16 protein-coding genes and 1 pseudogene are annotated in these 21,816 nt (G+C 72.3%); 8 read left to right on the top strand and 9 right to left on the bottom strand.

The genetic code is table 11. The annotated features are described in order from the left end of the window. Nucleotides 1-232: 232 nt before the first annotated feature. The 3 genes and pseudogenes from AOJ26_RS08440 to AOJ26_RS08445 all read right to left on the bottom strand — a co-directional run bounded on the left by AOJ26_RS08440 (nt 233) and on the right by AOJ26_RS08445 (nt 2,976). A complete protein-coding gene (locus AOJ26_RS08440; RefSeq protein WP_053847574.1) occupies nt 233-1,531 on the bottom strand; it encodes an MFS transporter in 1,299 nt (432 codons plus the stop codon). 33 nt (nt 1,532-1,564) lie between these two features. Beyond that, nucleotides 1,565-1,863: pseudogene (locus AOJ26_RS45190) on the bottom strand (hypothetical protein). A gap of 66 nt (nt 1,864-1,929) precedes the next feature. Next, nucleotides 1,930-2,976, bottom strand: coding sequence for a LacI family DNA-binding transcriptional regulator (locus AOJ26_RS08445; protein ID WP_053847575.1), 1,047 nt, complete (start codon nt 2,974-2,976; stop codon nt 1,930-1,932). Between the two features lie 148 nt (nt 2,977-3,124). On the opposite strand from AOJ26_RS08445, the gene AOJ26_RS08450 reads away from it, so the two are divergent. The 3 genes from AOJ26_RS08450 to AOJ26_RS08460 all read left to right on the top strand — a co-directional run bounded on the left by AOJ26_RS08450 (nt 3,125) and on the right by AOJ26_RS08460 (nt 5,603). Then, the gene (locus tag AOJ26_RS08450; RefSeq protein ID WP_053847576.1) at nt 3,125-4,180 is read left to right on the top strand and encodes a glycoside hydrolase family 5 protein; all 1,056 of its coding nucleotides are present in this window, start codon (nt 3,125-3,127) and stop codon (nt 4,178-4,180) included. Nucleotides 4,181-4,410: 230 nt separating this feature from the next. Next, a complete protein-coding gene (locus AOJ26_RS08455; RefSeq protein WP_078959804.1) occupies nt 4,411-5,034 on the top strand; it encodes a restriction endonuclease in 624 nt (207 codons plus the stop codon). A 98-nt stretch (nt 5,035-5,132) separates the two neighbouring features. Next, nucleotides 5,133-5,603: a carboxymuconolactone decarboxylase family protein gene (locus AOJ26_RS08460; protein ID WP_053847577.1), complete on the top strand. Its 471-nt coding sequence runs from the start codon at nt 5,133-5,135 to the stop codon at nt 5,601-5,603. Between the two features lie 70 nt (nt 5,604-5,673). Here the strand turns inward: AOJ26_RS08460 and AOJ26_RS08465 are convergent, their stop codons facing one another. Next, on the bottom strand, nt 5,674-7,146 hold the full coding sequence (locus tag AOJ26_RS08465; RefSeq protein WP_053847578.1) for an L-fucose/L-arabinose isomerase family protein: 1,473 nt from the start codon (nt 7,144-7,146) through the stop codon (nt 5,674-5,676). Between the two features lie 25 nt (nt 7,147-7,171). Beyond that, a complete protein-coding gene (locus AOJ26_RS08470) occupies nt 7,172-8,470 on the bottom strand; it encodes an MFS transporter (RefSeq protein ID WP_053847579.1) in 1,299 nt (432 codons plus the stop codon). A 240-nt stretch (nt 8,471-8,710) separates the two neighbouring features. Here AOJ26_RS08470 and AOJ26_RS08475 point away from each other — a divergent pair, with 240 nt between their 5' ends. After that, nucleotides 8,711-12,634, top strand: a complete 3,924-nt coding sequence (locus AOJ26_RS08475; protein WP_053847580.1) for a glycosyl hydrolase — start codon at nt 8,711-8,713, stop codon at nt 12,632-12,634. Here the strand turns inward: AOJ26_RS08475 and AOJ26_RS08480 are convergent. Next, a complete protein-coding gene (locus tag AOJ26_RS08480; protein WP_053847581.1) occupies nt 12,617-13,642 on the bottom strand; it encodes a LacI family DNA-binding transcriptional regulator in 1,026 nt (341 codons plus the stop codon). The genes AOJ26_RS08475 and AOJ26_RS08480 overlap by 18 nt on opposite strands. Nucleotides 13,643-14,141: 499 nt before the next feature. Between AOJ26_RS08480 and AOJ26_RS08485 the strand changes: the two genes are divergently transcribed. The 4 genes from AOJ26_RS08485 to AOJ26_RS08500 all read left to right on the top strand — a co-directional run bounded on the left by AOJ26_RS08485 (nt 14,142) and on the right by AOJ26_RS08500 (nt 17,669). Next, nucleotides 14,142-14,360: a hypothetical protein gene (locus AOJ26_RS08485; protein WP_234358501.1), complete on the top strand. Its 219-nt coding sequence runs from the start codon at nt 14,142-14,144 to the stop codon at nt 14,358-14,360. A gap of 156 nt (nt 14,361-14,516) precedes the next feature. Further along, nucleotides 14,517-15,305: a cyclase family protein gene (locus AOJ26_RS08490; RefSeq protein ID WP_053847583.1), complete on the top strand. Its 789-nt coding sequence runs from the start codon at nt 14,517-14,519 to the stop codon at nt 15,303-15,305. Continuing rightward, nucleotides 15,302-16,942: a thiamine pyrophosphate-binding protein gene (locus tag AOJ26_RS08495; RefSeq protein WP_053847584.1), complete on the top strand. Its 1,641-nt coding sequence runs from the start codon at nt 15,302-15,304 to the stop codon at nt 16,940-16,942. The genes AOJ26_RS08490 and AOJ26_RS08495 overlap by 4 nt, the downstream gene beginning before the upstream one ends. Before the next feature lie 106 nt (nt 16,943-17,048). Further along, nucleotides 17,049-17,669, top strand: coding sequence for a DinB family protein (locus tag AOJ26_RS08500; RefSeq protein ID WP_053847585.1), 621 nt, complete (start codon nt 17,049-17,051; stop codon nt 17,667-17,669). 13 nt (nt 17,670-17,682) lie between these two features. On the opposite strand, the gene AOJ26_RS08505 is transcribed toward AOJ26_RS08500, so the two are convergent. The 3 genes from AOJ26_RS08505 to AOJ26_RS08515 form a co-directional block, all read right to left on the bottom strand. Further along, nucleotides 17,683-19,128 carry a glyceraldehyde-3-phosphate dehydrogenase gene (locus tag AOJ26_RS08505; protein WP_053847586.1) on the bottom strand — a complete coding sequence of 482 codons (1,446 nt, stop codon included), beginning with the start codon at nt 19,126-19,128 and terminating at the stop codon, nt 17,683-17,685. A gap of 76 nt (nt 19,129-19,204) precedes the next feature. After that, nucleotides 19,205-20,434 (bottom strand): DegT/DnrJ/EryC1/StrS family aminotransferase, encoded by a 1,230-nt coding sequence (locus tag AOJ26_RS08510; protein WP_053847587.1) that lies wholly within the window; start codon nt 20,432-20,434, stop codon nt 19,205-19,207. A gap of 143 nt (nt 20,435-20,577) precedes the next feature. Beyond that, nucleotides 20,578-21,717 carry a GNAT family N-acetyltransferase gene (locus tag AOJ26_RS08515; protein ID WP_053847588.1) on the bottom strand — a complete coding sequence of 380 codons (1,140 nt, stop codon included), beginning with the start codon at nt 21,715-21,717 and terminating at the stop codon, nt 20,578-20,580. Nucleotides 21,718-21,816: the final 99 nt, after the last annotated feature.

Raw genomic sequence — 21,816 nt, forward strand, 5'->3', positions numbered from 1 at the left:
GGCCTCCCGGCAGCACCCAGCTCGGGATCGGGGCAGCGGCCCCTCCCGGGCGACGAAGACCTCGACCGCGGCCGCCACCGCGGCCGGGGTCTCTCCCCGGCGACAACGGGTCCTTCGCCCGGCGTGCGGCCGCCCCCCCACCTCCGGGCCCGCCCGTCGCCCGCGGCGGCATCGGCCTTCCCGCGCGCTCGACGTCTCAGAAGTGCTGCACGTCGACTCCGACGTCCGACCCCTACCGCGCCCGTTGCCGGGGACGGGGGCAGACGGACGGCCGTACGCCGGGCGCCTCCTCCCCGACCCCGTCCGGTGCCCGATGGTGCCGGAGCCGCGGACAGAACAGGAGGGACGCGAGCGCCGCCAGGACGGTCAGGGCGCCGCCGCCCGTCACGGTCCACGTGACCCCGAGGGCGGCGCCGGCCGTGCCGTGCAGGAGGTCACCCAGCCGTGGTCCTCCGACGGCCACCACCGTGTCGATCCCCTGGAGCCGGCCGCGCATCCCGTCGGGCACGGCCGTCTGCAGCACCGTCTTGCGGAAGACGCCCAGCGCGAGGAGCGCACCCCCGGCCGCCAGCAGCCACGCCACCGCGGCGAGCAGTGAGCGGGCCGAGCCGAACCCCGCCACCGCCAGGCCCCACACCCCGGCCGACACCGCCACCGCCGCACCGAGACGCCGGACGCGGGTGAAGGCCCCGGAGAACAGCCCCGCCAGCACACCACCGGCTGAGACGGCCGCGTACAGCACCCCGATGTCCGACGGGTGGAAGGTCCTGGCAGCCAGTTGCGGGAAGAGCGCCGTGGGCAGCCCGAGGGACAGGGCGGCGAAGTCGACGAGATAGACCGCCAGCAGCACCTGACGCCGCGTCACGAACCGTACGCCGTCCGCGATCTGCCGCAGCACCGAGTCCTGCCGCCGCTCACCGCCGCCGACCGCGGGAAGTGCGGGCAGCCGCCACACCGCCCACACCGTCGCGCAGACGGCGACGGCGTCCGCCAGGTACAGCGTCGCGCTCCCGACGACCGGCAGCAGGGCACCGGCCAGCAGCGGTCCGGCGATCCCGGCCGACAGGAGCACCACCGACTGCAACGCGTTGGCGGCGGGCAGCAGTTCGGGCCGTACCAGACGCGGGGTCACCGCCCTGCTCACCGTGGAGTTGGCGCCGAACAGGGCCTGCTGGACACCCACCAGCACGAGCAGCACCCCCACCGACCGCAGATCCGCCCACGCCTGCGCCCACAGCAGCAGGGACGTCACCCCGATGCCGGCCGTGGTCGTCAACAGCACCCGCCGCCGGTCCCGTACGTCGGCGAGCGCCCCGCCCCACAGAGCCGCCGCGGCCATCGGGGCCAGACCGACCAGCCCTGCCAGACCCACGGCGGCCGACGATCCGGAGACCTGGTAGATCTGCAACGGCACGACGACCGCCGTGAGTTGGGCCCCCAGCGCGGACACGATCCCCGCCGTCCACAACCGCCGGAACCCGCCCACCCGCAGCGGCCCGGCATCCACCAACAGCCGTTTCCCTCGCACCATGGCCCGATGCTGCGGCCTCCCCTTGGGACAAGGTCAACCGACGTGGGCGAGCACCTGGCCGGCCAGTTCCCGAGGGGTGGCCCCGCCGTCGAGGAACACGGTGTCCGAGGGCAGGGTGTCGATCCGCCTCACCAGGACCTCGGGCGACCTTGAGGAAGAAGTGGTGCACGGTGATGTCCGCGGCCTTCAGGGCGCCGAAGATCTCGTCCAGGTAGCCCGGGTCGACCAGCGCCATGAGGACCAGGAGCGGGCGCCTAGGGCCACCGCGGCCGCAGTTCCTCCACGAGCGTGGTCTTCCCGCTGCCGAAGGCCCCGTTGACCCACACGATCACTGGCGTTCTCTCCTGTCGTTCGGCCGTTCTCCGAGCATGCCCACGCCCGTCGGACGCGCGGCCGCCTCACCCCCGCGGCCCCGCTGTGCTTCCCCGCACCACCAGCCGCGTCGGGACGAGGTCGGTGCCGGGGCGTCCGCCCTCGCCCGCGCGGATCTGCTGGAGCACCTTCTGGACGCAGCGGTGGCCCACCTCCGCGAAGTCCTGGTGGACGGTGGTGAGCGGCGGTACGAAGTACGCGGCGTCGGGGATGTCGTCGAAACCGACCACGCTGACGTCGTGCGGCACGGACAGCCCCCGCTCGTGGAACGCGCGCAGCAGCCCGAGCGCCATCTGGTCGTTGGCGGCGAACACGGCCGTGCAGTCCGGCGGTTCGGCGAGCGCGAGTCCGGCCGCGTAACCGGACTCGGCGGACCAGTCCCCGTACAGCGCGGGCGGCACCGGCCGCCCGGCCTCCTCGAGCACCGCACGCCACGCCTGGGCCCGCCGCTGCCCCGCGAAGGAGGCCTGCGGTCCGGTGACGTGCCACACGGTCCGGTGGCCCAGGTCGAGCAGATGCCGTACGGCCTGCCGGGCGCCGTCCGCCTGGTCGGTGTCGACCACGCTGTAGCGGTCGCCGGCGTCGGAGTCCACCACGACGACATGCACCCCGGGCGGCAGCTGCACGGTACCGGTGTCGAGGAGGTGGACCTCCATGATGACGATGACCGCGTCGACGGCCAGCTCGCCCATGCGGGTGAAGGCGCCCAGGACGTTGTCCTGCGTCGGGACGTCGATGGGGATCAGGGTGATCGCGTACCCCTCCGCCGCCGCGTGCGTGGCGATCGCCTCCACCGTGCGGCTGTTGCCCGTGGAGGAGAGGCTGAACAGGATCACGCCGATGGTGTTGAACTGGCCGTACCGCAGGGCCCGGGCGGCACTGTTGGGCCGGTAACCGAGCTCCCGCATCGCCGCCAGGACCTGCTCGCGCGTCGAACTGACCACCCCGGGGTGGCCGTTGGAGACGCGCGAGACGGTCTGCGAGGAGACGCCCGCGCGCTTGGCGACGTCCGCCATGGACACGCGCTGCTTGCGCCGGCCTCCGGGGACACCGGAACCTCCCCGCTCCACCACTGCTGCCTCCTCCGTGCGCACACGAACGTGTTGCGTGTCGCACCGGATGGTACGTGTGCGGAACCTTGACGGTCGCCGAGGCGGATGCCACGATTCCGGCGCCGCCATGTTTACGTAAACATGCTGTCGTTCCGAAAGGGTTTGGTCGATGCGCAAGACCCCCGTCAGCCCCCGTCGCGCCCCGATGCTGCGTGCCTCCCTCATCGCCGTCGCGCTCGCCGCGATCAGCGGTGCCACTCTCACCGGCAGCCCCGCCTCCGCCGCGCCGACCACCGACACGACCCAGTTCAGGGGGGTCAACTGGGCCGACCCGCGCGACAACTTCGCCGACGACGAGCTCCAGCTGTCGGGCCTGTCGACCTCCGACACCTACGCGCAGACGTACACCAAGGCGAGCCGCATCATCTCGGCGTTCCGCGCCAACCTCGGTGCCAACACGGTCCGGCTGCCGATCAACCCGTACACCGTCAACGGCTCCTACTGGAAGTCGTACCGGGGCGTCATCGACGCCGCGACCGCCCACGGATTCAAGGTCATCGTGTCCTACTGGGAGGGCACCGGCGACCGCAAGGACGGCTTCATCGACGACGAGGCCACCTACTGGCCGATGTGGAACACCGTCGTCAAGGCGTACAAGGGCAACTCGCGGGTCTACTTCGAGCCGATGAACGAGCCGCACGGCTACACCGACACCGAGTGGGCCGACATCGCCGCGAAGTGGCTGGACACCTACAGGTCGGTGCCGCGCAACCGGGTCTTCGTCAGCGGCGCCGGCTACAACGACCACGTCACCACGGTGTGCGCCGACCCGCGCCTGAAGGGCACCTACCTGTCCCTGCACCACTACGGCTTCTGGAAGTCGTACGCCACCTACGACCAGTGGGTGGCCGACCTGAAGGTCCGCATCGGCGACTGCGCGAACCGGACCGTGGCGGACGAGTTCGGCGCGCCGATGACGACCGGCCTGAACTACAACGTGAAGACCCCGGACGACAACTACGTCAACTTCATCCAGGCCGTCACCGACACCTTCCGCGAGCTGAAGATGGGCTCCGTGTACTGGCCGGGCCTGCGCACCGACGACACCTACTCGGTGCAGAAACTCGTCGGTCCCGCCGACCGCCCGTGGCTGGAGACCACCAACCAGTCCGGCGCGGACCGCCTCGCCTGGGCCTGGGGCCGCGGCCGGCCCGTCCAGGGCTGATCCCGCCCACAGCCCCGGCCGGCCGCGGTGCCCTTCGGTACCGCGGCCGGCCGGTGTCCACGGCAACCCTTCGGACATGGCCGACTCGCGCCCTACCAGCGCCTCCCTGAACTGCCCAGACTTCTGGACAGGGACACCGGGGGGAGGCCGACGTGGCCAGGCGTCGACGGGGTACGGCCGCTCGCAGGAGGCGGGCGCGGAGGATCGGGTGGGGCGCGGGAGCCGGCGCGGTGGCGCTGGTCCTCCTGGTGGCGTTCTGGACGCGTGTGTGGCCGTACCTGACGGGCTTCCTGCTGGTCGGTGCCGCGGCGACGATCGGATGGCGGCTGTGGCGCACGGACAGGCTGCTGCGCGGCCGGGACCGCCGTTGGCGCCAGCAGGACGCGGTGGCGGCGGGCAGGCGGACCCTCGCCGAGGTGGATGTCATGACGGGCACCGAGTTCGAGGAACTCGTCGCGGGACTGTGCCGGCGGGACGGGTGCACCGAGGTCCGGCGGGTGGGCGGCGCGGGCGACAACGGCGCCGACGTCCTCGGACGGCTGCCGGACGGCCGGACCATGGTCGTCCAGTGCAAGCGGTACGCGCCCAACAGGGCCGTCCCGAACCGCGAACTGCGTGATCTGCTGGGCGCCCGCGTGCACTTCCGCGCCGACGTGGCCGTGTTCGTGACGACCTCCCGCTTCACCGGCCCCTCCGAGAGGTTCGCGGTGGAGCACGGCATCCTCGCCGTGCACCGCGACCTCCTCGGCCTGTGGAACAGCGGGGCCTCCCTGCTGTCACTGGCCGGCGTCAACGGCCGCGGTCAGGGCGACGCCCGGCACCGGACCCGCTGGAAGCAGGCGTACGGCGGCTGAAGTGCGGGGAGACGCAGGTCACATCGGAACGTGTCAGAAACGGCCGTGCTGTTCGGTCATAGGTGTGTAGCCATCGACAACGGCCGAAGGAGCACACCATGGAAGCCCGACTCAACGTCTTCACCAGCCCGCTGGCCGGCAAGCTGCTGAAGCACTTCGCCGCCGCGGGCAAGGTGGTCACGGACTCGGGACTGCCGATGACGACCCAGGAACTGGTGAAGATCCGCGCCAGCCAGATCAACGGCTGCGGGTTCTGCCTCGACATGCACACCAAGGAGGCGGCCGCCGCGGGCGAGACCGCTCAGCGCCTCCACATGGTCGCCGCGTGGCGTGAGGCCAAGGTCTTCACCGAGGCCGAGCGGGCCGCGCTGGAGCTGGCGGAGCAGGGCACCCGCCTCGCCGACGGGACCGGCGTGCCGGACGAGGTCTGGGAGAACGCGGCCAAGCACTACGACGAGGAGCAGCTCCTCGCCCTGGTCTCCCTGATCGCCGTCATCAACGCCTTCAACCGGCTCAACGTCATGACCCGGCAGCCGGCCGGCGACTACGTGGTCGGCCAGTTCGGCTGAGCCTGACGGCCCGGCGGCCGGCCCGGGGGCTGCAGACCCCGGAACCGGCCCGTTCCGCGAAGAACCCGGATCACACCTCCCGGTGCTCGATCCCCAGCAGACTCGCCGCGGCCCCGAAGTCGGCGCCGTGGTGACCCACCGCCAGCGACCAGTGGTGCCCGACCCCCGTCGCGCTCCACGCGTCGACCCATTCACCGGGATCCCGGCCGAAGTCGACCCTGCTGGTGGTGTTGCCGATCTCCAGCAGCGGACCCGGCACGACGGTGCCCTGCGACGTGATGAACGACAGGCTGCCGTCGGCGTCCTGACCGAGGCCCAGCAGGGTCACGGGACCGTGCCGGACGTCGAACTCCACGCTGACGCCCCAGCCGCGCTTGCCGTGATAGACGCCGAGGCCGCGCAGCAGCGGATCGCGGGCACTCAGCGCGAGGTGGGCCGGACCGTCGTGGCCCATCTCCACCACCCCGTCCTCGAAGTTCAGCGCCTGAATCTCCGTGAAGGAGCCCCCCGCGCCGACGCTCTGCGAGGCCAACTGGGCCAGGCTGGTGCGCAGTTCGAACTCGCCGGCCGCGGGGACGCCCCGCGCGGTCAGCAGTGAGGCACCCAGGATCATGCCGGCGCCGAGCCGCTCGTGCTGCTCGCCGTCGAGCCCCCGGTGGTAGTACGCGAGGGTGTCGAGGCCGAAGTCCTCCACCAGCCGGTCGAGCGCCACCGACACCGTCGCGCCCCACGCGAAGTCCTCGTCGACCACGCTCTCGTCGACGGTGAAGATCCGCCGGGCGAGTTCCACCCGCTCCCGGGTCTCCGCCTCCGTCACCTTCTCCACCCGGTGCCGCAGATCGTCGAACTCCAGCACCTCGACGTGGGAGCCGAACGTCGCCGACAGCAGGGTGGGATCGGTCTGCACGTCCAGCATCCCGGGATACACGTGCCCCATGAGCCCGTGCCGGGCGTGCCGGAGCGCGGCCCGGACGTGCGCGGCCCGCACCCACCGCTCGATGCGCCGCCACGCCGACTCCTGCCGCAGCCACCCGGACACCGACCGGAAGGGGATCCCGGCCCGGCGGAAGACGTTGCCGACCTCCGGGACCGAGCACTGCGAGCAGTACGCCAGCCAGTCGCCGGTGTCGAAGGAGGCGTGGTCCATCCGTTCGGACGGCTGGAGGTCGACCACCAGCACGGGGGTGTTGGTGCGCTGCGCGACCGGCAGCACCATCGACGAGGTCAGATAGGTCGTCAGGAACAGCACGATCAGATCGCAGTCCGCCTGCCGCAGTCGCTCGGCGGCGGCCGCGCCCTCCTGCGCGTCGGAGACGAACCCGGCGTCCGTCACCTCCGCGTCCAACTGCCCGAGCCGGTCCGCGACATAGGCCGCCGACTCCTTCAACTGGGGCAGCAGCCCCGGGAACTGCGGCCAGTACGTGCCGAGTCCGCCGGAGACCAGCCCGATCCGCGGCCGGCGCCGGGTCACGGGCGGCAGCAACTCGGCCAGTCCGGCCTCCCGTTCACCGGCGTACGTCGTGGTGGCTTCGGTCGTCGCCATGGTCGGCGCTCCTTCGGGATTCGGTTCAGGTCTGCGCGACCTTGAGGTCCGCCGGAGCGGTGGCGGCCGGGGACGCGCGGGGGACGAGGACGCGGACGATGTACAGGCCCGCCAGCGCCGACAGCGCCATGCAGCCGGTGATCACCCAGAGCAGCAGGCTGGGGCTCCGGTCGAGCAGGGCGGGCGTGACGAACGCGACGCCCGCGAAGACCCCGCGTGAGACGGCGTAGGTGATCCCCTGCGTGGTGCCCCGGGTGTCGGCGGGCAGCGTGAGCTGCGACCACACCTTGTAGTTGGCCTCGCCCGCGAAGGGATAGGAGAGCTGGTAGAGGACGTAGAAGACGAGGAAGCCGACGATGGCGCCCAGGGTGAGCGTGCCGATCGCGAAGGCGGCGATCTGGACGACCGTGGCGACGTAGAACATCCGGTCGCGCCGTGGCCCGTCGGCGATCCGCACGAAGGCGAGCGTCAGCAGCAGGCCGATCGGCAGACAGGCCAGGTTGATGCCGGTGGCCACGCTCTGCGAGGCACCGCTGACGGTGACCAGCAGATACGTCGTGAACTGGCCCATCGTGTTGGCGCCCAGGCCCCAGGTGACGTAGAAGGCGAAGGTGGCGAGCATGGGGACCAGCGCGGCGCGGGTCCAGACGTTCTTCAGTGCCACGCCCTGCTGCTCGGCCGGCTTCTCCACCGGGACCCGGTCCTGCTCCGGGTCCGGCCCGGCGGCCAGTTCCAGCCGGGAGCGCAGATGCCAGGTGAGCAACGCGGCCACCGCCAGATGGGCGGTGATGAGACGGGCCCCGAGCATGCCGGTGTCCGACAGGGCGAAACCGGCGAAGACCACGACGATGATGCCCAGCATCCACATGACCTGCGTGAACGCGATCAGCCGTCCTCGGGCGTGGTCGGGGGCGGCGTCCGACACCACTGCCAGGGACGTCGGCAGGTCGGCGCCGGCCGCGAGACCGGCGAGCAGGACGCCCACCAGAAGGGTGATGTCGTCGGGCGCCAACGTGATGATGATCGCCCCGACGGCGTAACAGAGGATGTCGAGGTTGTAGAGACGGCGTCGGCCGAAGACGTCGGCGAGACGCCCGCCGACCAGGGAGCCGACGGCGATGCAGATGGTGACGATCGCGCTGATCGCACCGGCCATCCAGACGCCCATGTCGTAGGCGTCCCGGTAGATGGCGAGGTTGACGCCGATGCTCACGATGAGGGCGGCATCGAGGTAGGACGCCATGCCGGAGAGGGTCGCGACCTTCCACAGGCGCTTCTCGATGGGCGGTTCCGGCTGGTTCGGGGCAGGCGAGGTTCGGGCCATGATGCGGCTCCGTCTGGGGAGAGAGGGTCCGAGCGGAGGGGGACGTCGCTGTTCTCGGCCGATGTCCAGCGACTATAGGAGGGTAAAAACGTTCCAACAAGACGTCATGCGGCCATCCGTGGAAACGACCTGACGGCCCCCCAGCTCTGGTGAGGGCCGTGGGGGTGTCCTACGGTGAGGCTGACGTAAAACGTTTTTGATCCGTGAGAGTGTCCCGGCCGTAGTCGGAAGGACCCATCCGTGATCTCTCCAGCCCTGCAACGGCTCTTCGACGACCCGCCCCGGGACTTCGGCCCCACCCCGCTGTGGTGGTGGTCCGGCGCGAAGGTCACCCGTGACCGCCTGGCCTGGCAGCTCCGCCGGTTCGCGGACGGCGGCGTGCACAACCTCGTGGTGATCAACCTGGCCCCGGCCGGCCCGACCTTCGGCGCCCGGACCGACGACCCGGTGTGGTTCGGCGAGGAGTGGTGGGCCCGCTTCGAGGACGCCTGCGAGATCGCCGGGGACCTGGGCACGCGCCTGTGGTTCTACGACCAGATCGGCTTCTCCGGCGCCAACGTCCAGGGGAGCATCACCCGCCGCCGGCCCGAGGCGGCGGGCCGCGCCCTGCGCTCGCGCCGCGCGGCGGTCTCGGGCGGCACGGTCGCCCTGCACGGCGGCGAGACACTGCTGGGAGCGTACGACGGCTCGGGCGCCCGCTTGCCGGTCACCGGCCCGGCGCACGTCGACGCCCCGGACGGCACCGAGGTCCGCCTGGTCCTCGCCGTCCCCACGGCGTTCGACTACCTGAACCCCGCAGCCGTCGGACTCCTGTTCGACGCCATTCACCGCGAGTACGACCGCCGCGTACCCGAACACCTGGGCAACGTCATCGCGGGCAGCTTCCAGGACGAACTGCCCGCCACCAACTCCTGGACCGCCCGCTTCCCCGAGGAGTTCCGGACCCGGCGCGGCTACGACCTCCTCGACCACCTGCCCGCCCTCTTCACGGGGAACGACTCCGACCGGGCCCGGAAGATCCGCGCCGACTACTACGCCGTCCGCGCCGAACTCACCGAGGAGGCCCTGTTCCGCCCCCTGGCCGCCTGGCACGAGGAGCGCGGCCTGCTGCTGGGCTGCGACCAGAGCCACCCCGCCCGCTCCGGCTACCCGGCCCAGTCCACGCAGCTCTACACCGACTACTTCCGCACCCACCGCTGGTACAGCGCCGCCGGCAGCGACCACCACGGCGACGCCAAGGTGCACTCCTCCATGGCCCACCTCTACGGGCACGAGAGGGTCTGGATCGAGTCGTTCCACTCCTCCGGCTGGGGCGGCACCCTGGAGGAGACCTACGACTGGCTGCTGCCGTTCCTGCGCAGCGGCGCCAACCTCTACAACCCGCACGCCAGTTACTTCGGCACCGCGGGCGGCTGGTTCGAGTGGGCGCCGCCGTCCACCGACTGGCGCCAGCCCTACTGGCGGCAGTACCCCGCCTTCTCCCGGGCCGTCGCCCGGATCTGCTCGATCCTGTCCTGGGGCACGTACAGCGCCGACGTGGCGGTCCTGCACCCCACCGCCACCATGCAGGCGCTCCTTCCCCTGGACGCCCCCGTCCAGCACTTCGGCGACGGCCGCCTCGGCGCGGCCCACGCCGACGTCGACGAGACCCAGCGCCACTACCTGGAGCTGTGCGGCACCAACAACTGGCTTCAGCCCGCCGTCGGTTCCCTCGACCGCCACCGCGTCTCCTTCGACGTCATCGACGACGCCTCCGTCCAGGGCGCCAAGGCCGGCGACGGGGCCCTGCGCGTCAGGGACCTGGCGTACACCGCGGTCCTGCTGCCCTCCGCGAGCGTCCTGGAGCACGAGACGGCCCGCAGGCTGACGGAACTCCTCGACGCCGGAGGACGCGTCGTGGTCGTCGGCCGCCCGCCGGAACGGGCGGCCGGGCTCGCCGGTGACGACTCCGTGGTGGCGGCGCTCGCGGAGCATCCGCGCCTGGAGCGGGTGGCCGACGCCGAGGCCGGTGCGGCAGCGGTGGCCGGCGCCGCCGGATACGCGACGGGGGAGGTGCCGCTGCTGGTCCGGAGGAAGGGCGACTCCGCGGTCGCGCTGGTCACGGGGGCGTTCCCGGACGCCCGTAGGCATCCGCCGGAGGGCCGCCACGAGATCGACCCCGCGCGCTACGCCCGTACCTCCACCGTCACCGTGCGGGCCCCGGTCGCCGAGGCCGAGATCTGGAACCCGGCGACCGGCACCCGCCGCCCGGGGCGGGTCACCGTCACCGACGGCGTCTCGACCGTCGAGGTGCCCCTGGAGGGTGCCCCCGCCGTCCTCGTAGTATGGCGCGAGGGGCCGCCCGCGGCCGCCGTGCCCCCGCCGCCCACGGCGCCGACGGAGACCGTCGACCTGTCGGGTGGATGGGAGGGCCGTCTCGTTCCCACCATGGACAACACCTGGGGCGACCTGGCCCTGCCCGCCGGGGCCACCCTGGAGGAACCGCAGACCTGGACCATGCGGTGGACCGAGACCGGGGACTCCTGGGAGCCGGCCCGGGCGACCTACGGCAACCGCGTCCGCGTCCTGCCACCCGTTCCCGCCCACCAGGCGCCGCCGCCCCTGGACAGCGTCGCCGTCGCACAAGTCCTCTCGGGCGCACGAGAGTTGGCCCCCTCGGACTGGGGTGTCTCCCTCTACTCGTCCAGTCGCGGCATCCCCGACCCGGACGGTCTGCTCGGCAACAAGGGCCTGGTCCCCGAGGAGTTCGTGCGCGTCCCCGTGCCCATGTCCGGGACGGTCGCCCGGGTCAGGACCGTCGTGGAGACCGGCCACCGCGGACCCGCCGACCTGCACGTCGGCGCGGCGGCGGTCAAGCGCGTGTGGTGGAACGGCAGTCCGCTGGAGACCGGCGGCGGCTACCTGGCGTCGGCCCGGGTGCGGGTCGAACGGGCCCGCAACGTCCTGGAGTACGAGCTGTCCGACGCCCAGGACCGGCCGCAGACCATCTCGGGCGCCGCCGACACCCCGCTGGGCAGCTACTTCTGCCTGTCCCACCCGGACGGGTTCGCGCCCCGCCCGCTGTTCATGCGGCTGCCCGACGGCGTACGACCGGACGGCGGCGTGACCTACCGCGGCCGGATCGGCGTCCCCGGCGCGGGGGTGGCGGCCGTCCTCGTCGTGGGCGCGGCGGTGGGCGTGACCGTCCTGCTGGACGGAGCCGTCGTGGCCCGGCAGGAGAAGACCGAGTACTACGAGTCCGACTGGGGCGCGGTACCGATGTTCTTCCGGCATGCACTGACACTGGACGGCGGCGACCACGTCCTCGACCTGGTGGCCGACAGCACCGACGCACGGGACGGGATCTACGTCGACCTCGTGGCGGACACGACGGCCCTGGTCAGCGGCCCCGGTTGGGAGGCCCGGACGGGGGAGTGGCAGGGCGTCGCCGTCGAACACGAGGGCCGCTGGGGGGAGTTGCAGCACTGCGGCGCCGCGGTACGCCCGCATCCGCTGCCCGGGGCGGCCTGGCTGGCCGGAGACCCGGTGCTCGGCTCCGCCGTGCTGCCCCTGCGGTCCACCGACGACGTCCGGGAGGCGCGACAGCGCTTCCGGTTCACCGTGCCGGCGGGAACCGTCTCCCTCGACCTGCCCCTGGAGCTCCCGGCCCGGGTGAGTGTCGACGACGGCCCCGAACTGGAGCTGGACGGAGACGAGTTGAGGCTGGACCGGCCCCTCGGCAAGGCCGTCGAGTGCGAAGTCGTCACCGCTCCCACAGCCGTGCTGCGCGGCGGCTCCGCCTGGCGCGGACCGGTACGGGTGTGCACGGTACCGGCGCCCCTGCCGCTCGGGGAGTGGGGCGCGCTGGGGCTGGGCGGCTGGAGCGGGGGCGTGACCTACGCGCGGACGCTCACGGTGCCGGCCGGGTCCGACCCGGTGCTGGACCTGGGGCGGGTGCGCGGCAGCGTCGAGGTGCGCGTCGACGGTGCACCCGTCGGCGAGGGGTTCTGCGCGCCGTACCGCTTCGAGCTGCGCGGGAGCGCCGGGCGTACCGTCCGCCTGGAGGTGACCGTCCGCAACACCCTGGCCCCCTACCTCGCCGAGGCCACGCCGACTGCCTGGGCCTTCCCCTCCCAGCTGCCCTCCGGACTGCTGGGACCGGTGACGCTAGAACGGCGCGTCTGAGGGCGTCCGCGTGGAGTCCCGCAGGACCAGCCCCGGTGCGAACACCCGCGCCTCGTGGGTGTGTTCGGCGCGGGCCTCCACCTCGTCCAGGAGCATCTCGACGGCCGCCCGGCCGAGCTCCTCGACCGGCTGGCGGACCGTCGTGAGGGTGGTGCCGACGAAGCTCGCGATGTCCAGGTCGCCGTACCCGACCACCTGGACGTCCTCCGGGATCTTCACCCCGCGCTCGCCCAGTGCCCGGCACAGGCCCGCCGCGAGGAAGTCGTTGGTGCAGAACACGCCGTCGGGCAGCTCGTCGAGGCCGTGCGCGATTGCGCTGCCGTACGCCACCGTCATCTCCTCGGCGACGACCTGGCCGAGACGGGCCTCGCGCCGGGTGCGCACGGCCTGGCGGGCGCCCTGGTAGCGGTCGGCGCACTGGCGGATGGTGCGCTCGCCGTTCACGACGAGGATGTCCCGGGCCCCGCGGTCCATGAGGTGCTGCACGGCCATGCGGCCGCCGGCGATGTCGTCCACGGAGACCGAGCAGCCCTCCTGGGCGGGCATCGCGCGGTCCGCCAGCACCAGCGGGATGCCGCGCTCGCGCAGCCTCGACAGCCGGGTGGGGTCGGCGCTGAGCGGGACCACCACGGCGCCGACCGCCCGCTGTTCGATCAGCATGGTGAAGTAGCCCTCCTCCCGTTCCGGCGCGTCCCCGCTGTCGCACAGGACGAGGGAGTAGCCGTGCTCGTAGGCCGCGTCCGCGGCGCCGCGCGCGATGCGCGAGTAGAAGGAGTTGGCCACGTCCGGCAGCACCAGGCCGATCGACGAGGAGTGCCCGGTGCGCAGACCGGCGGCTCCCGGATGGGGGACGTAGTCGAGGGCGGCGACCGCGTCGCGGACCCGGGCCGCGGTGCGTGCGTTGACCCGCTCGGGTCGGTTCAGGACGTTCGACACCGTGGAGACCGAGACGCCGGCGGCGGCCGCGACGTCCTGGATACGGGCGGGGCGAACCGACATGACGTCCACCCCCTCGCTGTTGCGGCCGTACGACCAGGCAGGACCAGGAAGGACGCAGTCCTCGGACGCTCCTCCAGACGGGCGACGCAAGTCTACCCCGGTCGTGGATAAAACGTTTTCCGCACCGTGGTGCGGCAGAACCCCCATGCGAGGGCGCGGCCCGCGGCGGACCGAGGGCGGCCGCTACGACTCTCCTGGGACCCCGCATCGAAAATCCGGCGAACCTGCACACCGTTCACCGGCCGGCCACGCGGAAACTGAACGGTGGTCATGAATGCCTGGGCGCAGGGCTCTTTGGTGGCGGAGTGTCCGTCTTGGGCACCTCACGGAGATGAAGGCGCGGAAACCGCTCCAGCAAATCCTGTGAAGAAACAGGTGGATCGGGTGACCGTGTTGCGACGGCCGTGAAGCCGGCAGCGGCAACTTGCCGCCGGGCACACCCGGCTGACTGGCCGTGTCCATGCCCGGCGTGCTTCCATCCGGTGTCCCCCCTCCTTGAGGATTGCTCATGCGAAAGGAACCGCGCGCCATGAACGTCACCCCCCACATCGAGGCAGCCGAGCTCACCGACGCCGACCTGGACACCGTCGCCGGTGGCGTCGCCGCCGCGACCGCTGCCGGTGTCCACCTCCAGGTGGCGCACCTCGAGGTCTGCGCCGACGCCGGTGCCTTCGTCTCCGCCGAGGGTGTCGCGCTCGGTGTCAACGCCCACGTCGGCGTGAACTGACCGCACGCCTGCCACGGGCCCCGGATCACCGATCCGGGGCCCGTCGTCGTCCCGTGTCCCACCGCGCGCCACCGCGGGCTCCTTCGGGGAAGACGGTGACGCCGACGGCCCGCGCGATGCCATGCTGGCAGCCTCGGAGCGTTCCAGGAGGCCCTCATGCACGAGCAGCCGTCCCTTCTCGCCGCGCTGGTGTCCGCCCTGCGGGCCGGTTCGATCGAAGTCGTCGATCTCACCTCGCCGTTGTCGTCGTCCACGCCCGTGATCCAACTGCCGCCGGAGTTCGGCCAGACGGCGGTCTTCGAACTGGAGGAGATCAGCCGGTACGACGACCGCGGACCGGCCTGGTACTGGAACAACTTCCGCAGCGGAGAGCACACCGGCACCCACTTCGACGCCCCGAACCACTGGGTGACCGGAAAGGACCTCGCCGACGTGGCGTCCGTACCGCCGGGACGGCTGATCGCCCCCGCCGCCGTACTGGACTTCACCGAGGAGGCGGCCAAGGACCCGGACTTCCTCGTGGAGGTGGACCACGTGAAGACCTGGGAGGAGCGCAACGGGCGCCTGCCGGACGGGGGTTGGCTGCTCCTGCGCACGGGCTGGGACGCCCGCTCGCACTCCCAGGAAGCCTTCCTGAACGCCGACGAGAACGGCCCGCACACCCCCGGTCTGTCCCCGGAGTGCGCGCGCTGGGTGGCCGAGGAGTCGCCCGTGATCGGCCTCGGGGTGGAGACGGTCGGCACGGACGCCGGGCGCGGGCATTCCTTCGAGCCCGCCTTCCCCTGCCACTCCTACCTGATGGGCAGCGACAAGTACGGCCTGACCCAGCTCCGCAACCTCGACGCGCTGCCCGCCACGGGCAGTGTCGTCGTCGCGGGGCCGCTGCCCATCGTCGCGGGCTCCGGCTCCCCGGCGCGCGTGCTGGCACTGGTGGAGCGGTCATGAGGGTCGCGGAGGCCGTCGGACGGGCCCTGCACACGGCCGGCGTCGAGCAGGTCTTCGGCGTCGTCGGATCCGGGAACTTCCACCTGACCAACGCGCTCGTCGCGGCCGGCGCGCGCTTCGTCGCCGCACGCCACGAGGGCGGTGCGGCCACGATGGCCGACGCCTACGCGCGCGTGAGCGGCACGGTGGCCGCCGTCAGCGTCCACCAGGGGCCCGGGCTGACGAACGCGATGACGGGCGTCGCCGAGGCGGCCAAGAGCCGCACACCGCTCGTGGTGCTCGCGGCCGAGGTCACCCGGCCGACCTCCAACTTCCACGTCGACCAGGACGCGCTGGGCGCCGCGGTGGGCGCGGTGCCGCTGCGGATCACCTCGGCCGAGGACGCCGTGGAACAGGCGGTCGCGGCGGTGCGGCGGGCGCTGCACGAGCGGCGCACGGTGCTCCTCAACCTCCCCCTGGAGGTACAGGCGGCGGAGGTTCCCGACGGGATCCTCGCCCAGGTGGCCCCTGTGCCGCGTCGCCCCGCGGTCGCACCGGACGCCTCCGGCGCGGCGGCTCTTGCGCGGGTGTTGGAGCAGGCGCGGCGACCGGTCTTCGTGGCCGGCCGCGGTTCCCGCTCACCCGGAGCCCGGGATGCCCTGGAAGCCCTCGCCGAGCGCTGCGGCGCGCTGCTGGCCACCTCGGCCGTCGCGCGCGGCCTGTTCCACGGCAACCCCTGGTCGCTCGACGTCTCCGGGGGCTTCGCATCGCCCCTGGCGGCCGAACTCATCGGCGGCGCCGACGTGATCGTCGGCTGGGGCTGCGCACTGAACATGTGGACCATGCGGCACGGCGCCCTCATCGGAGCCGGCACGACCGTGGTCCAGGTCGACGACGACCCCGCGGCCCTCGGCGCGCACCGGGAGCTGCATCTCGGGGTCACCGGCGACGTCGAACTCACCGCGCGACACGTCCTGGCGGCCTCCGGCGACAGACGGCAGGGCCTGCGCACCCCCGACATCGCCGAGGCCGTCGCCGCACGGGTGCGCTGGCGTGACGTGCCCTACGAGGACACGGGCACCCGCGACCGGATCGATCCCCGCACCCTCAGCATCGCGCTGGACGACATCCTCCCGGCGGAGCGGGTGATCGGCGTCGACTCCGGCAACTTCATGGGCCACCCCAGCATGTTCCTGTCGGTGCCGGACCAGGACGGCTTCTGCTTCACGCAGGCCTACCAGTCGATCGGCCTCGGTCTCGCCACCGCGATCGGTGCGGCCCTGGCCCGCCCGGACCGGCTGCCGGTGGCCGCGCTCGGCGACGGGGGCGCGCTGATGGGCGCCGCCGAACTGGACACCGTACGGCGGCTCGGGCTGCCCATGGTCGTCGTCGTGTACAACGACGACGGCTACGGGGCGGAGGTGCACCACTTCGGGCCCGGCGGACACCCGCTCGACACGGTGGTGTTCCCGCCGACCGACATCGCGGCCGTGGCTCGTGGCTACGGCTTCGACGCGGTGACCGTACGCACGCGGACGGATCTGAAGCCCGTGGCGGACTGGGTCGCGGGACCGCGCTCCGCCCCGCTGCTGATCGACGCCAAGGTGGTGCGGGACCGCGGGGCGTGGTGGCTGGAGGAGGCCTTCCGGGGGCACTAGGGCGGTCACGGGAGTCCCGCACTCCGCCCGCAGGCGGGAAAAAGCAGAAGCGGGGCGCCCCTGGGGTGTGCCAGCCTGACCCGCCGGACTACCCAGGGGAGCATCGATGACCGCAGGACCTCGCCTCGCCCCACTGCTCGACCAGTTCGACTGGTCCTGCGAGCGACTGGCCGGCCGGCTCGCCGGGCCGGTCATGGACAGCGGCGACGGCTCACGGACCCCGGTCGGAGCGCTGACCGACGAGGAGTACCTCTGGGAGCCGGTGCCGAACTGCTGGTCGGTCCGGCGGCGTACGGACGGACCCGGGACGCGGGCGGCCTTCCTGACGGGGACCGGCGACTGGGGCCGGGACGCCGCACCCCACCCGCACCCGCTACCGCCGCCGTTCACGACTCTCGCGTGGCGCCTGAGCCATCTCAGCGAGATGCTCCTCCTGCGCACCGACCACACGACCGGCAGCCACACTCTCACCCGCGACGACTACCGCGTCAGCGGCACCGCCGCCGACGCGGTCGCCGCCTTCGACGCGGCCGCCGACGCCTGGCGCACGACGCTGCGCGCCACCGACGACAGCGATCTCGACACCGTGGGCCGCTGCACCTACCCGCACGGGAGCGATGCCGAGGAGCCCTTCCTGGACATCGTGTGGTGGGTCAACCAGGAAGTCCTGCACCACGGCGCCGAGATCGCCCTGCTGCGCGACCTGTACCGGGAACGCCGGCACTGACCCGCGGACGGGATCAGGCCGCGGGCGCCGGATAGGTCGGGTACTCCACCCCGGTCACGTGCTGCACGACCCGGACCACCTGGCAGGAGTAGCCGAACTCGTTGTCGTACCAGAGGTAGAGGATCGCGTTGTCCCCGTCGACCTTGGTGGCGCCGGCGTCGACGATCGAGGAGTGGCGCGAGCCGATGAAGTCGCTGGAGACCGCGTCGGGGGCCGTGGTGAAGTCGATCTGACGCTTGAGCGGGGAGGTCAGCGAGACGTCCCGCAGGTGCTCGAGGACCTCCTCGCGGGTGGTCTCACGGCCCAGGCGCAGGCTCAGGATCGCGATGGAGACGTCCGGCACCGGCACCCGGATCGAGCTGCCGGTGATCGGCGCCTTGAGCTCGGGCAGCGCCTTGGCGACGGCGGAGGCGGCACCCGTCTCCGTGATCACCATGTTGAGCGGCGCGGAACGGCCCCGGCGGTCGGCCTTGTGGTAGTTGTCCAGCAGGTTCTGGTCGTTGGTGAACGAGTGGACCGTCTCCACGTGGCCGCGCAGCACGCCGTACTCGTCGGCCATCGCCTTCAGCGGCGGCACGATCGCGTTGGTGGTGCAGGACGCGCAGGACAGGATCTGCTCGTCCGGCTTGATGGTGTCGTGGTTGACGCCGTGCACGATGTTGGGGACGTCGCCCTTGCCCGGCGCGGTCAGCACGACCTTGTCGATGCCGGGGCGCAGGTGCTGGGAGAGGCCCTCGCGGTCACGCCACTTGCCGGTGTTGTCGATGAGGATGGCGTTCTTGATGCCGTACGCCGTGTAGTCGACCTCGGAGGGGTCGTTCGCGTAGATCACCTTGATGGTGTTGCCGTTGGCGATGATCGCGCTCTCGGCCTCGTCGACGGTGATCGTGCCCTGGAACTGGCCGTGGATGGAGTCCCGGCGCAGCAGCGAGGCCCGCTTGATGATGTCCTGGTCGCCGCCGCCCCGCACGACGATCGCGCGCAGCCGCAGTCCGTTGCCGGAGCCGGCCTTCTCGATCAGCAGCCGGGCCACCAGGCGCCCGATGCGGCCGAAGCCGTAGAGGACGACGTCCCGCGGCTCACGGCGGTCGATCTTGTTGCCGCCCGTGGCGCCGGCCACGGCCTCGGCGGTGAACTCGGCCACCGACAGGCCGCGGTCGTCGGCCTGGTAGATCTCGGCCAGCCGGCCGATGTCGATCTGCGAGGGGCCGAGGTCCAGCTCGGTGAGGGCCTGGACGAAGGGCAGGGTGTCGGTGACGGAGAGCTCCTCGCCGGCGATCTGCCGGGCGAACCGATGGGTCTTGAGGATGCTGACCACCGACTTGTTCACCAGGGAACGGCTGTGCAGAAGAATCGTTACATCACGCTCCCGGTGCAGCCTCCCGATCATCGGGATCATCGATTCCGCGATCTCTTCGCGGTTCTTCCAGTCGGTGAACGAGTCGTCCTTGACAGTCACAGAATTCTCTTTCGAGCTAGGCGGCGCTCATATGCTAACCCCCTGATGTTTTGATCGATCGTCGGGGTGGCGGAGCTCACTGCCCCAGCAGCTTGGGCGGTGTGGCGTCCGGGACCGGCCGCAGCAGGGTGGGGTGCGCGTCGGCCACCCGTTCCTTCGTGAACGCGGCCACGATCCGTCGGGCCAGCAGGGGATCGGCCGGGAGCGTGTGCGCGGCGAACCAGCGGGCGGGCGCCGGGTCGGGGGAGGGCTCGACGAACTCCGCGCCCGCGTAGTCGTCCAGCGGCGGGTCGTAGACGTATCCGCAGACCAGGTCGTGCCGCACCAGCCGCCGCACCAGGGCGTCGCGGTCGTGGACCAGGAGCGGGACCCGGAACAGGGGGAGGGCGCCGTCGTGCGCCGTCCGGTCGCGCAGTGCCGGCGAAGCCCACTGCGTGCCCGCCAGCAGCGCGACGCCGGCCCTGCGCCGGGCCAGGTCCTCGTCGAGCCGGGCCATCCGCAGGCCCAACTGGCCGCGGACCAGCGCCCCGTGCCGGGAACGGTAGCCGTGCAGGTCGACGCGGACCCAGCGCTCGTAGGCGGGCAGGCTCGGGGCCTCCCGGGCGGAGGCGGCGAGCCGGGGCGCGTGCAGGGCCATCCGGAACGTGTCCCGCTCCATGAGCCCGAGGCGCTCCATGGTGCGCCACACCGGGCGCACCAGGTGCAGCGACCGGACGGCGGACCGGGCCAGCGGACGCAGGGTCGTGGCGAGGTCCTCGCGCAGCCTGCCGGGGGTCAGGAGATCGTCCCGCAGCAGCTCCAGCTCCCGGCGCGTGCGCGCGTCCTCGACCGCGAGGAAGCCGCCCGCCATCCCCGCCACGTGCTTGGACAGGCTGAACGCCGCCGCCCTGCCGAAGGTGCCGACCGGCTGCCCGTCCACATGGCTGCCGATCGCGTGCGCCGCGTCCTCGAACAACGGGATCCCCAACTGGGCGCAGCGGCGCCGCAGTTCGAGGACCCGGTCGGGCACGCCGTACAGATTGGTGGTCAGGACCGCGTCCACCTCGCGCCAGGTCGACTCGGGCACGGCGGCCGGGTCGATGTTGCCGTCCCACACGGACACCGGCGCCTGCACGGGGCGCAGCCCGGCCGCGAGGACCACGAAGAGGATCACGTCGTCGTTCACCGGAGACATCAGCACCCGCGCGCCCGGCCGGCACCAGCGCCGCAGCGCCAGGTACAGGGCCAGCCGGGCGGAGGGCGTGTAGACGCACTCGCGTCCCAGTCGGCGGGTCATCGTCGCGGCCAGCCGCGAGCCGTACGGCATCGGCACCCCTTGTGTCGACGGGCCAGAAAAGGACCAGGGAGAGACCAGAGACGGGCCGGGAAGGGCCGGGAAGGGCCGGGGCAGGGCCGTGGGAGAGGACACGCGCGCGTGTGCCCGTTGCGAACCGGGTGCGCGGGCTCGCGTCAGCTCGCCAGCGGTCCCGCGCTCCCGGAGTCCGAGCGGTGCCCGGACGTGCGCAGGGTGCCGACGGTCTTCAGGAGGCGGTCGGCGGGCTCGCGCAGGGCCGGGTGGGCGTTGACCGTGTTGCGCAGGCCGCGCACCGGCCGGCGCCACAGGCGGTGTGCGGTCGCCACCGGGTGCGGACGGGTGGCGAATCCTTCCGCCACGCGCAGCTCACGGGTCTTGAGCCAGTCCTTCCACTCCTTGTCGCCGCGCCCCATGTCCATCAGCCGCATCCCGCGCCGACCCGCGGCCTCGGCCATCCGCAGGTGCATGATCAGGCCGGGGGAGTAGTAGCGCAGTTCCGGGTCGTACGCGGTGAACCAGGGAGCGAACACCGTGCGCGAGGTCGGTCCGAAGTGGGCGGCCACCGGCCGGTCGCCGGCGTACACCACGGAGAGGACCCCGGTGAAGTGCTCCTCGCGGACCTGGAAGAGGTCCTCGACGAGGCGCACGATCCACGGTCGCGCGAACCGGTCCATGCGGCCCGTCCTGCGGTACTGGGCCGACTTCCACCGCATCAGCGTGCGCAGGGCGCGCGGATCGCGCTCGTCGAACACGAACCGCATCTCGCCGAGGTCGCGGGTGAGCCGGCGTTCCTTCTTGAGGGTCGTCTTCGCCAGCCCCGGGTACGCGCCGCGCAGCCACTCCGGGTAACTGTCGCTGCCGACCTTCAGATCGATCACCGGGGAGGCGAAGGTCCCCGTGACATAGGGGGCGAAGGGCTTCTGCTCCTCGACGAGATGGTCGAACTCGAACACCGAGAGCCGGCACGCCTTCAGCAGCGCCCGGGTGTCCCAGGTGACCCCGGGGCGGTGCACGAGGCCCTGGCAGTCGGACAGTCCGAGGCCGATGGCCCGGCCGACGCCGAAGGAGCCGCGTTCGTACGGGAGGAAGCCCACCGCCTCGCCGCGCTGGTGCAGAACCGCCACCCGGGCCCCACCGCGGTGCCGGTCGATCCCGGCCGCGAACTCCGGTGCCAGGAACGGGTTGGCGTAGTCGGGCGACTCGTCCATCGCCCGGTGCCAGGCCGTGCGGAGCGCGGTGCCGAGTTCTCCGGGTCTGTGGATCGTTATGTCCGTGTCACTGCTCATGGACCGCATGGGCGATCGTTCCCCCCAATTCCCCCCACGACGCGGCGTCCGCGTCCCGCCGGTCGAAGTGCCGGCAAGGATCAAACGTCGCCAAACAGTACGCATGCT

Origin of the sequence: Streptomyces sp. NRRL B-24085, assembly GCF_001282115.1 — a bacterium.
Taxonomy (GTDB): Bacteria; Actinomycetota; Actinomycetes; order Streptomycetales; family Streptomycetaceae; genus Streptomyces.